This is a genomic window from Cyanobium sp. ATX 6E8 (genome assembly GCF_024346335.1).
Classification (GTDB): Bacteria; Cyanobacteriota; Cyanobacteriia; order PCC-6307; family Cyanobiaceae; genus Cyanobium_A.
The window spans coordinates 129,556-143,650 of sequence record NZ_JAGQCT010000005.1 but is presented as its reverse complement, the minus strand read 5'-3'; the positions used below and the strand labels follow the sequence as shown (position 1 = coordinate 143,650).

Sequence of the window (14,095 nt, the reverse complement as noted above, 5' to 3'; positions counted from 1 at the left end):
CCCGGACAAAGCCCTCAGCGACGGACCCAACATGGTGCCGCTGCATCGCCTGGAGGCCCTGCTGAGCCAGCTGCTGGCCATCCGCGCAGCGGTGGCCGATGGCCTGGCGGTGAGCACGCTGTGAGCCGGCTTGGTTTGCGGTTTCGCCTGCAACGGCGCCTGCTCAGCCCCCGCCTGCGCCAGATCCAACTGCTGGTGTGCGATGTGGATGGCGTGCTCACCGACGGGGGGCTGCACTACGACGAGCAGGGCCGGGTGGTGAAGCGCTTCGACGTGCGCGACGGCCTGGCGATCCGGATGCTGCAGCGGGCTGACATCGAGGTGGCCTTTCTCAGTGGCGGCCGCAGCGGTGCGATCGAGCAGCGGGCCCGGCACCTGCAGGTGAGCCACTGCCTGGTGGGGGTGGGCGACAAACTCAGCGCCCTGCGCCAACTCCAGGCCACGCTTCAGCTGGAGCGGGAGCACACCGCCTTCATCGGCGACGACCTCAACGACCTCACGGTGCGCCCCGCCACAGGCCTGCTGATCAGCCCCGCCGATGGGGCCGCGGGCCTGCGGCGCCAGGCCGACTGGGTGCTGCGGCGCCGGGGGGGCGATGGCGCCGTGCGCGAGCTGGCGGAGTCGCTGCTGCAGCACCGGGGGCTGTGGCGTGAGCTCAACCGGGAGGGCTGGCGGGACGGCAACGCCTAAGGCGCCAGGGCCCGGGCCTGCTCCAGCTGCTCCGGGGTGTCCACCGAGAGGCAGTCCTGATCCACCGCGAAGGTGAGCAGGGGAATGCCGGCATCGATCAGCCGCAGCTGCTCCAGTTTCTCCAGCTGCTCGAGGGGGGAGACGGGCAGCGCCGTCCAGCTGGCCAGCACATCGGCCCGGTAGCCGTAGAGGCCCACATGGCCCCAGTAGGTGGTGTGGTCGGCCCACTGCTCCGGCGGAACGCCGCGCAGGTGGGGCAGAGCACTGCGGGAGAAGGTGATGGCGCGGCCGTCACGGGCCCGCAGCACCTTCACCACATTGGGATCGTGAAGCTTGTCGGCCATCAGCGGATACACCGGCGTCAGCACCGGCGGCCGCAGCAGCGCCACAAACTGGGCCACCATTGCATCGATGATACCCGGATCCAGCAGGGGCTGATCGCCCTGCACATTGATCACCAGCGTGTCCGAGAGCGCAGGGTCCGAAGGCAAGCCACCCGCGGCGGCCACCAACTCCCTCACCACACTGGCCAGGCGCTCACTGCCCGAGCTGCAATCCGGGGAGGTCATCAGCACCGGAAACCCCCAGGCTTCGGCGTCAGCGCGCACCTGATCACTGTCGGTGCACACCACCACCGCCGCCACGCCCTTGGCCTGGCTGCAGCGCTCGAGCACGTGCTGGAGCATCGGTTTGCCGGCGATGTCGGCCAGCACCTTGCCCGGCAGCCGCGCTGATGCCAGGCGGGCTGGCACGGCCACCACGACGCAGGGATCAAGCACCGGATCGGTCATCTGCTCACGCTAAAGGCGCTCCAGCCGCAGCCGCTCGGCCCGCAGCTCCCGCAGCTTCTGGCCCAGCTCAGGCCCTGGCCGCATGCCAGCTGCCAACAGGTCTGCGGCGGTCGACGCGGCCTTGACCTGGCGCCAACGCAGCCACCAGCGCAGCAAGGGCCGGCGCGGGCCGGTGCCGCAGGCGAGGGCCAGGGCCACCGCGTCAGGGCTGCAGCCCGGGGCCTCCAGCAGGGCACACCAGTGTTCTGCCAACACCGGCAGGGCCTCCCCCTGCCGCTCCTGCAGCCAGCGCCGCAGCTCCAGCCACTGCACCAGCAACCGATGCTGGCGATGGGGCAGCTGCAGCCGCTCCGCTAGCGCCAGCGGATCGCGTGCAGCGGCCACCAGTGCCGCCAGCGGAGGCAGCCCCAGCCGCTCGGCCCAGCGCAGCCGCCGCGGCCACGTCCCATCGGCCTGCAGGGCCGGATCCAGCAACGCCAGCGCGCCCCAGCGCTGCAAGGCCGTGAGCGCCGCCAACCAGGGCTCCCGCTCCAACAGCAGCTCCAGCTCCATCCGCAGCCGGGTGCCCAGGGCCGCCGGAGCCTGACCCGGCGGATCCCCTAGCCGCCAGCCCCAGGGCCAGGCCGCCAGGGTGGCGCGGGCCTGCGCGGCGCTAGCGGGCTCCAGCTCCAGCCCGAGCCTGGCGGCGTAACGGGCGCCGCGCACCAGGCGGGTGGGATCGTCAAGGATGCTGGCGGCATGGAGCAAGCGCAGTCGGCGCTGCTGCAAATCCAGCTGCCCCCCATGGGGATCCAGCAGCTGGCCACTGCCCAGATCGAGGGCCATGGCGTTGATGCTGAAGTCGCGGCGGGCCAGGTCATCCTCCAGGCCACCGAGGGTCACTCGGGGATTCTCTGCGGGCACCGGATAGGTCTCAGCGCGGGCGGAGGCCACATCGAGGAGCACCGGCTGTCCGTCAATCACCACCTCCAGCTCCACGGTGCCGAACGCGCCATGCTCCCGGGCCGCAAGCAAGGCCGCGGCCGGCAACCTCTGTGCCAACCGGCTCACAAACGCACTGGCCTGTCCCTCCACCACTAGATCCAGATCGGGCAACCCCCGCCAGGGGTCGTTGTGAACCCGGTGCAGCAGGAGATCCCGCACGGCCCCACCCACCAGCGCAACCCGGCAATCCGCGGCGGCGGCAGCGAGCTGGCGCAGCAGGCTGGGGGGAAGGCCCGGAATATCCATGGTGCTGTCATGGCAGGCACCCCGGGAGCGTGCCACACCAGCGCGTGGCGAATCAGTCCCAGAGGCGGAAAGCGGCGTCACGTGATGCGAACCACTCGGCCGCCAGCGCCGCCCCGGCGTGGCGATAGTCACGGAACCAGGGCCCTCCCTTGGTCCAGTGCACCAGCAGCGGCCCGCCTTGCTCCGGCGCCAGCGTCGGCGCCTCCTGAACATCGATCAGATGGTTCCAGCGCTGGGCCGGTAGCGCGCCGATCGCGTCGTCATCCAGCCACTCAAAGCGGTGCAGGAACAGCCCCGTAGCGGTGTTCACGTAGTCCGGCGTGAGCGCGGTGCAGCGCGAACAGTTGAAGAGCATCAGGGAGCTCCAGTTCTTGCGGGCGTAGCGGGTCTGCACAGCCCCGAGGAATTTCACTGTTTCCTCCGGCTCGTGGCTGTGCTTCACCACCATCAGCGCATGGCGATCATCCCTGCAGGCCCACAGTTCGGCGAGATCGCCGCGACACAACATGTCGCAGTCCATGAACACCGCCCACCCCTGATAGCCCATCAGATAGGGGACCAGAAAACGAGTAAACGAAAACTCGGTGCTCTGCTGGGGATTGCGCTCCCGGGTGAATACGTCAGTCAACTGGGAGGCCACGATTGGCGTGATCGCCAGCGGCAGGCTGCTGTGCTGGTAAAGGCTATCGATCAGCACATTCACCGCCGCCCGTTCATGGGGGTCGTAGCCCACAAACACCGGGACGGGCACTGGAGAAGACATCGGCAAGGCGGCAGAGCGACGGCCCGCAGGGAGCACGGACCAGAACATGGCTATAGCGATTTCAAGATATCACGTCTTCGTGATATCAGAGAGTACGACCGCCGACTTTCCGGCAGCAGCGCCGCCCCCGCTGCGGCTCAGGTGGGCTCGCCAAGCGGCTGAATCGGCGCCAGGCGGGGATCGAGGATCTTCGGTCCCATTCCTTCGAACTTCACCGCCAGCGAGATCTTCTCGCCGCTACCGAACAGGTGCGTCACCCGCCCCTCGCCGAAAGCCACGTGACACAGTCGGTCACCCACCGCCCAGTTGCGGCCGGGCACCGCCGCCCCGCGGCGGCGCACCGAGTTGCTGGGGGCACCAGCCTCGCCACCACCGGCCACCCGCCGGCTCTCCTCACGATCCACGCGGGTGAGGCGATCCAGCCGCTGCTCACGCCGGATCGCCGCGCCGCCGCTGCGAGGGATGTAACCCTGCACCAGCTCCTCGGGCAGCTCCGAGAGAAACACCGAGGGCACCGCCGGCTCGCGCATGCCACCCCACAGGCGCCGCTCGCTGGCATGGGAAAGAAACAGGCGCTCCTTGGCACGGGTGATGCCCACGTAGCAGAGCCGCCGCTCCTCCTCCAGGGAGGCGGGATCGTCGAGGGAGCGGTAGCTGGGGAACAGGCCCTGCTCCATGCCCACCAGGAACACCACCGGAAACTCCAGGCCCTTGCTGGCGTGCAGGGTCATCAGCGTCACCCGGTCCTGCTCGGTATCTTTCGAATCGGCGTCGCTGGCGAGGGCCGCCGAAGCCAGGAAATCCTCCAGGGAGCCCTCCTCGTTTTCCTCCTGGTATTGCAGGGCGGCGTTCACCAGTTCGTTGAGGTTGCGGCGCCGATCTTCGGCTTCGTCGGTGCCATCGGCGATCAGCTCCGCCACGTAGCCGCTCTGCTCCATCACCCGCTGCACGAGTTCGGAGGGGGCGATGTCCTGGGCGCAGGCCTGCAGGCCATTGATCAGCTCGCAGAACTGCAGCAGCCCCTTGGCCGACCGTCCCCCCAGGGAGCGCACTGCCTCGGCATCGCTCACCACATCCCAAAGGGGAATGCCGAGCTGGTTGGAGGCGTCGGTGAGCCGCTCGATCGTGGTTTTGCCGATGCCGCGCTTGGGGGTGTTGAGCACCCGCAGCAGGCTGACGGTATCGGCCGGATTCACCAGCAACTTGAGGTAGGCGAGCACGTCCTTGATCTCGCGCCGGTCGTAGAAGCGCAGCCCACCCACCACGATGTAGGGGATGCCCCAGCGCACCAGCGACTCCTCCATCGCCCGACTCTGGGCATTGGTGCGATACAGCACAGCCATGTCGCCCCAGCTGAGATCGGGGTGGGCAGCCTCCAGCATGCGCATGCGGTGCACCACCGCTTCCGCCTCGGCGATCTCGTCATCGCAGCGGGTGAGGGAGATCAGCTCGCCTTCGCCGCGGGTGGGCCGCAGCACCTTGTCGATGCGCTCGGAGTTGTGGGCGATCAGGGCGTTGGCCGCCTCCAGGATCGTGGCGGTGGAGCGGTAGTTCTCCTCCAGCTTCACCATCGTGCTGGTGGCTTCGGCGGCGGCGCCATCGCCGAAGTCGTCCTGAAAGCCCATCAGGATGGTGAAGTCAGCGGCGCGGAAGCTGTAGATGCTCTGGTCAGCGTCGCCCACCACAAACACCGAGCGCCCGTCCCAGTCGTCGTAGGCGGCCGGATCGCGACCGTTGGTCACCAGCAGCTTGATCAGGTCGTACTGGGTGCGGTTGGTGTCCTGGTATTCGTCAACGAGCACGTGGCGGAAACGCCGGTGCCAGTAGTCGCGGATCTGCTCGTTCTGGCGCAGCAGCTGCACCGGCAAGAGCAACAGATCGTCGAAGTCGAGGGCATTGTTGGCGGCCAGAGCTCGGCGATAGCGCCGGTACGTCTCCGCCATCAACCGGCCCCGCTGGCCGCCGGCATCGGCTTCGAGCTGCTCAGGCATCCAGCCCTGGTTCTTGGCGTTGCTGATCGCCCAGCGCACCTTCTTGGGCTCAAAGCGCTTGGGATCGAGTTGCAGCTCCTGGGTGACGATCTCCTTGATCAGGCTCTGCACGTCGTTCTCGTCGTAGATCGAGAACTGGCGGGTCCAGCTGAGCCCCTCGGGATCCTTGAACTTGTCGATGTCGAAGCGCAGCAGCCGCGCGAACAGGGCGTGGAAGGTGCCGATCCACAGCTCCTTGATCACCTCGCGGTAGATGCGCGAGCGCAGCTGGCGCTGCTCCACCGCCGGCAAGGTGCTCCACGGCTGACCGAACTGGCTCTGGGCCAACTTCTGGGCCAGCAGCAGCTCCAGCCGCTCCTTCATCTCGCGGGCCGCTTTGTTGGTGAAGGTGACGGCGAGCAGATGGGCGGGATCGGCGCCGTGGTGGCCGATCAGGTGGGCGATGCGGTGGGTGAGGGCCCGGGTTTTGCCGCTGCCGGCGCCGGCCACCACCAACAGTGGGCCGGTGTGGTGGTCCACCGCCTTGCGCTGGGCGTCATTCAGGCCGGCGAGGAAAGCACTCATGGGCCCGACCCTAGGCAAGCCGGCGGGCCAGTCCTGCGGGAAGCCGCTGGCCCAACCGCTGCCGCCAGCGCTCCAGCCGCAGCCGCGCCAAGGAGGGAGCACGCAGCGGCGGTTCCCCCGCCAGCAGGCGATCGAGATGGGCATTGATGGCGATGAGGGCCTGGCGCCAGCGCTCCCGCAGCCGCGGTTCGCTGAGCTCCTCCAGCAGCTCCTCCAACTGACGCAGCGGCGGCAGCCAGGCCGCGGGATCAGCCACAGCCGCCGCGATCCTCTCCACATCGGCAGCCAGGGTGCCCGCGCCGATCTGATGGGCCAGGCCGCCGGGATCAAGCGTGTCGGCCAGGGCGTGGTTGAAGCTGCTGAACAACACGCAGCCACAGGCCAGCGCCTCGACTGGCGGCAGGCCAAACCCCTCGCTCACACCGCTGCAACGCCAGTGGTCGGCGGAGTCGTAGAGCACCACCGTGGCGCTGTTGAACAGAGCCACCAGGTCCTCCACCCAGCCGTCCTGCACCTCCACCCGCAGCCCCCGGGCCCGCAGGGCCGGCACCAGCCGCTCCAGCACGTAGGCGCTGCACTTGCGCCGCTGCACCAGCACATCGATCGTGCGGCCACCGGGCGCCGACTGGGCACCAAGGTTGTGAGGGCGATCACCGCGCTCGATCCAGCTGGCCCCCATGGCATTGGGCACCAGAAACAGGGGATTGCGGCTGGCCCACTGGCCCCAGTAGCCCAAGGTGTTGCGGCTCACCGCCAGCACCGGCACCCCGGGCGGCAGCCGAAAGCCATAGCCGCTGCTGTGGGCGTGATAGGCCGCCGGCCGGCCCCGCAACGCCCGCAGCTGCCGGGGCACATCGAAGCCCCAGCTCACGATCCAAAGCGCCTGGTTAGCGGCGGCGGCACCCAGGGGCTCCGCCCGCAACAAGTCGTTGAGGAAAGGCAGACCCTCCTCTCGCTGCCGGTAGGTGACGAGCTCGGTCGGCACCAGGTCGGCCAACAGCCGGGCTGTCTGCTGCTCCACCAGCAACCCCCCGCAGCGGAACCGGCCGGTGGTGCCGGGCACCAGGAAGCGGAGGGGCCTCAACGGGCGATCAGGCGGCGACAGCCTCGGTGCTGCCAGCGCGCTGGCGGCGGGTGAGGAAGCCGAACAACACCCTGCCGATGGCGGCGATCAGGTTGCCCTCCAGCTCCTGGAACATCGTCATGTTGAGGTGGAAGGCGTGGTTCGCCTCCTCAACAATGCGATCGGCCATGGCCTGATCGATCGGCAGGGCATCCAGGGTGGCGCGGTAGTTGGTCTTGAAGGCCTTCTCGTCGGGGATCGCGTCGAATTCGTAGAAGCGCAGGCCGTCGTGTTCACCCAGGTTCATCGCCTTCTGGGCGATGTTCTTGAGGATCTGGCCGCCGGAGAGATCGCCGATGTAGCGGGTGTAGTGGTGGCCCACCAGCAGCTCCGGACACTCCCGCGCCACCTGGTGCAGGCGCTCGACGTACTGCTGAGCCCCGGGGGTGGGCTTGACTGCACTCCGCCAATCCGGGCCGAAATAGAAGGCCAGATCCTGCTCAAGGCTCTCGCGACGGTTGAGCTCGACAAAAGCCACCGGACCCACCACCGGGTGGTCCTTGAGCTTGCCGAACTCCTCCTCCATCGCCGAATACACGAAATAAAGGTCGGCCACCAAGGTGCGGTAGCTGGCCTTGTCCACCACCCCCTTGAGGAAGCAGCTCACGAAGCCGGTGTTCTCCGCCATCGTGTGGGCTTTTTTGGTGCCTTCACGCAGTTGGGAAGCAAGGGCGACAGCCATCAGTCGGGGGCGCTGCACGGGCGAGGAGTCAGGTTAGGCGGGGCCTTTGCCCAGGCGAGCAACAAGGTTGCGAAGGGTTACGCCGCCAGCTCGCCGGGCGCGTGCTGCCCAGGGGGGAGGTTCGTTCGCGAGCCGTTCGACACCTGTTCAACACGGCGTTTCACAACGGCACGACCAGAGCGACAGCGATGGGGCCACCCGTGCCTGCAAGCGCGCTCAAGCCGCCTCGGAGTGCCCGGCAGCGGTGGAGTCGGCAAACAGGTCGAACAACTCCCGGCAGAACTGTTGCAATTTCTGCGCCACCGCGGCCTGGGGCAGATGGCTGCCGGTGGGCTGCCAGTCACCCACGGTGGCCAGACGCCAGCGCTCACTCTCATAAGTGAGCCCCCGCACCGTCACCCCCAGCAGCCGCGGCCGCTCGCCACTGGTTGAGCCCGCCAGCGAGCTTGAGCCCCCCACCAAGCCCGGGGGCTGCTGGAGCCGCAACTGCACCAGAAACGAGCGGCACTGGCTGCGGGGGCTCCAACCGGGCAGATGAAAGGAGAGATCCAGGCTGTCCTGCTCGGCGAAGGCACGGGTGAGGGGGTCGTCGCGCCAGGGGGTGAGATTGGCTCGGGCATCAGGGAAGTGAGCCCGGAACAGGGCCGCCACCGAGGCGATCGCCTGGGCCTGGGCCAACGATCGAACCTGGTCGGCGGCATTCATGCCGTTTCCCCTGAGCAGAACCGCTGCATGCCCAAAACCTAGGCTCGCCACACCGATCGCGCCGCCCCCGGTCAGCACAAGCCCATGGCCACCAGCCCCGCCGCCAGCTTCGAAAAGCTCACAGCCCCGGCCCAGGGAACGGCCATCCGCTTCGAGAACGGCCAGCCGGTGGTGCCCAACGACCCGATCATCCCTTTCATCCGCGGCGATGGCACCGGCGTAGACATCTGGCCCGCCACCCAGAAGGTGTTGGATGCGGCCGTGGCCAAGGCCTACGGCGGTGAGCGCCGGATCGAGTGGTTCAAGGTGTACGCCGGTGATGAGGCCTGCGACCTCTACGGCACCTATCAATACCTGCCCGAGGACACCCTCGAGGCGATCCGCACCTACGGCGTGGCGATCAAGGGCCCGCTCACCACGCCGATCGGCGGCGGCATCCGTTCGCTGAACGTGGCCCTGCGCCAGATCTTCGATCTGTATTGCTGCGTGCGCCCCTGCCGCTACTACGAAGGCACCCCCAGCCCCCACAAACGGCCCCAGGACCTCGACGTGATCGTCTATCGGGAAAACACCGAAGACATCTACATGGGGATCGAATGGGAGGCCAACGACCCCGTCTGTCTGGAGCTGATCCAGCACCTCAATGAGGTGGTGATCCCGGCCAACGGCAAGCTCGGCAAACGCAAGATCCCCGCCGGCGCCGGCATCGGCATCAAGCCGGTGAGCAAGCACGGCAGCCAGCGCCACATCCGCAAGGCGATTCAGCACGCCCTGCGCCTCGAGGGCGACAAGCGCCACGTCACCCTGGTGCACAAGGGCAACATCATGAAATTCACCGAAGGCGCCTTCCGCGACTGGGGCTACGAGCTGGCCACCACGGAGTTCCGAAGCGTGTGCGTGACCGAGCGGGAGAGCTGGATCCTCGACAACGCCGACCGCAACCCCGGCCTGAGCATCGAAGCCAACGCCCGGATGGTCGAGCCCGGCTACGACAGCCTCACACCCGAGAAGAAGGCCGCCATTGATGCCGAAGTGCAGGGCGTGATCGACGCCATCGGCGCCTCCCACGGCAACGGCCAGTGGAAGGCGATGGTGCTGGTCGACGACCGCATCGCCGACAGCATCTTCCAGCAGATCCAGACCCGCCCGGCCGACTACTCGATCCTGGCCACCCTCAACCTCAACGGCGACTACATCTCCGATGCCGCCGCCGCCGTGGTGGGCGGCCTGGGCATGGCCCCCGGCGCCAACATCGGCGACAACGCCGCCATCTTCGAGGCCACCCATGGCACCGCGCCCAAGCACGCCGGCCTCGACCGCATCAACCCCGGCTCGGTGATCCTCAGCGGCGTGATGATGCTGGAGTTCATGGGCTGGCAGGAAGCGGCCGACCTGATCACCGCCGGCCTCAGCGCCGCCATCGCCAACCAGGAGGTCACCTACGACCTGGCCCGCCTGATGGAGCCCCCCGTGGAGCCGGTGAGCTGCAGCGGCTTCGCCGACGCCGTGATCCAGCACTTCGGGGGATGAACACCGACCCCTGCGTGCACTGCGGCTTCTGCCTGCCCACCTGCGCCAGCTACCGGGTGCTGGGCACGGAAATGGATTCGCCCCGCGGGCGCATCCATGCCCTCAAGGCCATCGAAGCCGGAGAGCTGCAGCTCGATGCCACCGTGGCCAAGCACTTCGACAGCTGCCTGGGCTGCCTGGCCTGTGTCACGGCTTGCCCCTCGGGGGTGCGCTACGACCAGCTGATCGAAGCCACCCGCCCCAAGCTCAATGCGCCGGAGCTGCGCACGCCGGTTGAGCGCGCCTTCCGCAAACTGCTGTTTGCCCTGCTGCCCTACCCCAACCGCCTGCGGGCGGCGCTCACGCCCTTGCGGGCCTACGCCGGCACGCCGTTGCAAGCCCTGGCGCGCCGCAGTGGCCTTCTGCGGCTGCTCGGGCCCCAGCTGGAGGCGATGGAACAACTGCTGCCACCGCTGGCGCCGGAGGCCTTCCGCGAGGCGTTCCCCCAGGTGGTGCCGGCCCAGGGCGAACGCCGCGCCCGGGTGGGGCTGGTGCTGGGCTGCGTCCAGCGCCTGTTTGATCCAGCTGTGAACGAGGCGGCGGTGGAGGTACTCAGCGCCAACGGCATCGAGGTTGTGATCCCGCCGAGCCAGGGCTGCTGCGGCGCCGCCACCCACCACCAGGGAGAACTGGCGCAAACACGCGAGCTGGCCACCGACCTGATGGCGAGCTTCGCCGGCGTGGGCCCTCTGGATGCGGTGCTGGTGGCGGCCTCCGGCTGCGGCCACACCCTCAAGGCCTACGGCGCGATCCTGGAGAGTCCCACGGCAGCGGGCTTCGCCGGCCAGGTGGCCGACATCCAGCAATTCCTGGCTGAGCTGGGGCTAAGCGAGACGTTCCGGGCACACCTGGCACCCCTGAACCACCCCGACGGCACCCCCGCCAGCGCGGAGCGCCCCCTGCAGATCGCATTCCACGACGCCTGCCACATGCTGCACGGCCAGGGCATCCGCGAGCAGCCGCGGCAGCTGCTGGCCGCCATCCCCCACATCCAGCTGCGGGAGGCGATGGAGGCCGGGGTGTGCTGCGGCAGTGCCGGCATCTACAACCTGGTGCAGCCCGAGGAAGCCGCTGAGCTGGGCCGGATCAAGGCGGCCGACCTGGCCGGCACCGGCGCCGAGCTCGTGGCCAGCGCCAACATCGGCTGCAGCCTGCAACTGCGCCGCCACCTGGGCGAGGGCGACTTCCCGCAGCCTGTGCTGCACCCGATCGAGCTGCTGCAGCGCAGCTGGCGGGCGGGGCGTGCCTGAGCCAACACCGATGAGCCAGCCAGCCCCAGGCCGGCTGCTGGACGTCCTGGGCCTGGGCTTCGGCTTGGCCGGCGCCGTGGGCGGCACGATCGGGGCAGGCATCCTGCGCACCCCTGGCCTGGTGGCGGCCCAGCTGCCCAGCCCGGCCCTGGTGCTGGCGGTGTGGCTGGCCGGAGGGGTCTATGCCCTGCTGGGGGCGGTGTGCATCGCCGAGCTGGCGGCAGCGCTCCCTCAGGCCGGCGGTTGGTATGTGTACGCGGAGCGGGCCTTCGGCCGGCAGGTGGGCTTCCTGGTGGGCTGGACCGACTGGCTGGCCCACTGCATCGGCCTGGCCTGGGTGGCCACCACCGTGGGCGACTACGGCCTGGCCCTCCTACCGGCGGATCTGCTGCCGGCAGGGATGCCACTGGAGGGCAGCATCAGCAAGGGCCTGGCCCTGCTGGCGATCGACCTGTTCAGCCTGATCCAGCTGCGGGGCCTGCGGGCCGGCAGCACCAGCCAGGAGCTGCTCAGCCTGGCCAAGGCGGTGGCCTTCCTGGCCCTGGTGGCGGCCTGCTTTCTGCTGTCCATCCCCACCGCGGCCCCCATCGCGCCCCCAACCCCTGAACCCATGACGACGCTGGGCTGGCGAAACCTCAGCCTGGCCGTGGTGCTGGCCCTGCAGGCGGTGATCACCACCTACGACGGCTGGGCCAGCCCGGTCTATTTCGCCGAGGAATTCAGCGAACCGGGGCGTGATCTGCCCCGCTCCCTGATCGGCGGGGTGCTGGCGGTGCTCGTGCTGTACCTGCTGATCAACCTGGCCCTGCTGCACGTGCTGCCGATCGCCCAGCTGGCCAACTCCAGCCTGCCGGCCGCAGCCGCGGCCCTGGCCCTGGCCGGCCCGCTGGGGGCAGTGCTGATCACAGCCATCGCGCTTGTGTCGCTGCTGGGCCTGATCAACACCGTGGTGATGGCCGCGCCACGGATTTTGTTTGGCCTCAGCCGTGATGGCCTGCTGCCCAGCGCTGTGGCGGCGGTGAACGGGGGCGGCACCCCGGCCGTTGCCCTGCTGATCACCAGCACGGCGGCGGCGGCCCTGGTGCTGGCCGGCTCGTTCGAGCGGCTCCTGGCCATGGGTGCCGTGCTCTACGTGAGCCTGCCGCTGGCGGGCATCGCCGCGCTGCTGGCCCTGCGCCGCCAGGAGCCCAACCTGCCCCGCCCCTTCCGCACCTGGGGTTACCCCCTCACCCCCCTGCTGGTCGCCGCGGTGTCGCTGGCCTATCTGGTCGGCACGGCCCTGGGCGACTGGGTCGACAGCCTGGCTGCCCTGGTGCTGGTGGCCCTGGGCTACGCAGCCTCCCGGCTAATCCGCGTCTCCCAAGCAGGAAGTTGAGCCCTGCCCCTCCATCCAGCACCAGGCCTGCCGCAGGGTGTCCGCTTCGCCCAGGTTGCCGGGAAAGGTGAGCACGGGTAGCCCCGGCACCGGCCCATCCGCGGGCGTCAGCACCAGCGACAGCCCCGGCAGCAGCTGGCCCTGCAACTCCACCGCCGCTAAGGCAAGGCCATCGGCCAGCAGGGTGTGGCTGGTGATGCCGCCCTTGCTGATCACGTAGCCAAGCCGGGGGGCGAGGGCCGCCGCCAACCGCGCCATCAGCCCCGCCAGGGCCTCCCCAAGCCGGCGCCGCTCCTGAGGCGAAGCACACACGAGCTCCCCGCGACTGGTGGCCAGCACCGGCGTCTGCCCCGCCGCCAGCACGGCCTGCAGCTGCGCCAGCCAGCTCCGCTCCAGCGAAGCCAGCAGCTCCGCGGGTGCCGGCCCCTCGAGCACCCGCTGGACTTTGGCCACATCCAGCTCCACCAGCCCGCAAACCGGCTCCACCAGCAGGGCAGCCAGCTGGGCATCAGCCAGGGGCACGTGGGAGCCCACCAGCACCAAACCCGGCAGCGGCGCACCATCGCGATCGCGGCGCCGCAACCCCGCCAAACCAGCCGCATCGCGGGGCTGAGGCGGCAGGGCCGCCAAAGCCTGGATCCAGCTCGCCGCCGACTGGGACAGCACGGCCCTGGACGCGGCGCACACGGCCCCGGCCAGGGCCGCCAGCTGCCCAGGCCGCTCCCCATCCACGGCCACCACGGGCTGGTTCTCCAGCCCGTCCAGCCACTGGGCCAGGTCGTGGCCCCCATCCTGAGCAGCCCGATCCAGCTCGGCGCCTTCGAGGCGGAGCACGTCCGCAGCGGGGATGCGGCCGCCGCTCTTCTCCTCCACCCAGGCCGGCAGGTCGCTGCTGCCATAGCCGAACAAGCCATCCCTGGCGAAGGGCGTTTCATGCACGGGCTGGCCATTCAGGAGGTGCACCCCGCCCACCGTGGTGCGCCCCCCATCCAGAAATGCCGGGATCAGCAGGGTGGCGGCGAACGGACCCAGCTCAGCAGCGATCACGTCCACCTCCAGGGGGAAATGGCCCCGCAGAGTGGAATCGCCGCGGCTCACCAGCCACCAACGCGCGATGCCGGCAGCGGGCAGAGCCACCGCCAGGGCCCGGCAGATTTCGCGCACCCGATCGGCGGCCGGCTGGGGCGCCAGGCCCCGGGTGTTGGCCAGCAGAAACAGCAGCGGCGACGGGTGCTTCAGCCCCGCCGCCAGGGTGGCTGGGTCCCAGCGCAGCAGCAGCGGACAGCTGTGCACGGTCTGGGAGCCAGTGGGGTCATCGTCAATGACGATGATTTTGGTGGGAGCGGCCATGGCACCATCGTG

Annotated in this window: 12 protein-coding genes; 4 read left to right on the top strand and 8 right to left on the bottom strand. The window is 69.3% G+C overall.

The features are described 5' to 3' along the window. The first annotated feature begins 120 nt into the window (after window positions 1-120). A complete protein-coding gene (locus KBY70_RS06580; RefSeq protein ID WP_254987879.1) occupies window positions 121-690 on the top strand; it encodes a KdsC family phosphatase in 570 nt (189 codons plus the stop codon). Here the strand turns inward: KBY70_RS06580 and kdsB are convergent. The 7 genes from kdsB to KBY70_RS06545 form a co-directional block, all read right to left on the bottom strand. Beyond that, window positions 687-1,481 carry a 3-deoxy-manno-octulosonate cytidylyltransferase gene (kdsB, locus tag KBY70_RS06575; protein WP_254987878.1) on the bottom strand — a complete coding sequence of 265 codons (795 nt, stop codon included), beginning with the start codon at window positions 1,479-1,481 and terminating at the stop codon, window positions 687-689. The genes KBY70_RS06580 and kdsB overlap by 4 nt on opposite strands. Before the next feature lie 9 nt (window positions 1,482-1,490). Beyond that, window positions 1,491-2,711 carry a CCA tRNA nucleotidyltransferase gene (locus KBY70_RS06570; protein WP_254987884.1) on the bottom strand — a complete coding sequence of 407 codons (1,221 nt, stop codon included), beginning with the start codon at window positions 2,709-2,711 and terminating at the stop codon, window positions 1,491-1,493. A 52-nt stretch (window positions 2,712-2,763) separates the two neighbouring features. Further along, window positions 2,764-3,474 (bottom strand): glycosyltransferase, encoded by a 711-nt coding sequence (locus KBY70_RS06565; protein ID WP_254987877.1) that lies wholly within the window; start codon window positions 3,472-3,474, stop codon window positions 2,764-2,766. Window positions 3,475-3,611: 137 nt separating this feature from the next. Then, the gene (locus KBY70_RS06560; RefSeq protein ID WP_094559076.1) at window positions 3,612-6,029 is read right to left on the bottom strand and encodes a UvrD-helicase domain-containing protein; all 2,418 of its coding nucleotides are present in this window, start codon (window positions 6,027-6,029) and stop codon (window positions 3,612-3,614) included. Between the two features lie 10 nt (window positions 6,030-6,039). Continuing rightward, on the bottom strand, window positions 6,040-7,113 hold the full coding sequence (locus tag KBY70_RS06555) for a glycosyltransferase (protein WP_254987876.1): 1,074 nt from the start codon (window positions 7,111-7,113) through the stop codon (window positions 6,040-6,042). A gap of 7 nt (window positions 7,114-7,120) precedes the next feature. Beyond that, entirely contained in the window at window positions 7,121-7,834 is a 714-nt protein-coding gene (locus KBY70_RS06550) for a heme oxygenase (biliverdin-producing) (protein ID WP_254987875.1), read from the bottom strand. Window positions 7,835-8,050: 216 nt separating this feature from the next. Then, on the bottom strand, window positions 8,051-8,539 hold the full coding sequence (locus tag KBY70_RS06545) for a hypothetical protein (protein WP_254987874.1): 489 nt from the start codon (window positions 8,537-8,539) through the stop codon (window positions 8,051-8,053). Between the two features lie 84 nt (window positions 8,540-8,623). On the opposite strand from KBY70_RS06545, the gene KBY70_RS06540 reads away from it, so the two are divergent. The 3 genes from KBY70_RS06540 to KBY70_RS06530 are packed head-to-tail and all read left to right on the top strand — an operon-like array spanning window position 8,624 to window position 12,733. Beyond that, window positions 8,624-10,069, top strand: coding sequence for an NADP-dependent isocitrate dehydrogenase (locus tag KBY70_RS06540; RefSeq protein ID WP_254987873.1), 1,446 nt, complete (start codon window positions 8,624-8,626; stop codon window positions 10,067-10,069). After that, complete coding sequence (locus KBY70_RS06535; protein ID WP_094559071.1) at window positions 10,066-11,358, top strand: (Fe-S)-binding protein; 1,293 nt, start codon at window positions 10,066-10,068, stop codon at window positions 11,356-11,358. Before KBY70_RS06540 ends, KBY70_RS06535 begins: the two co-directional genes overlap by 4 nt. A 10-nt stretch (window positions 11,359-11,368) precedes the next feature. Further along, on the top strand, window positions 11,369-12,733 hold the full coding sequence (locus tag KBY70_RS06530) for an APC family permease (protein WP_254987872.1): 1,365 nt from the start codon (window positions 11,369-11,371) through the stop codon (window positions 12,731-12,733). On the opposite strand, the gene KBY70_RS06525 is transcribed toward KBY70_RS06530, so the two are convergent. Next, window positions 12,704-14,083, bottom strand: coding sequence for a four-carbon acid sugar kinase family protein (locus KBY70_RS06525; protein WP_254987871.1), 1,380 nt, complete (start codon window positions 14,081-14,083; stop codon window positions 12,704-12,706). The two genes, KBY70_RS06530 and KBY70_RS06525, sit on opposite strands and share 30 nt — an antisense overlap. Window positions 14,084-14,095: the final 12 nt, after the last annotated feature.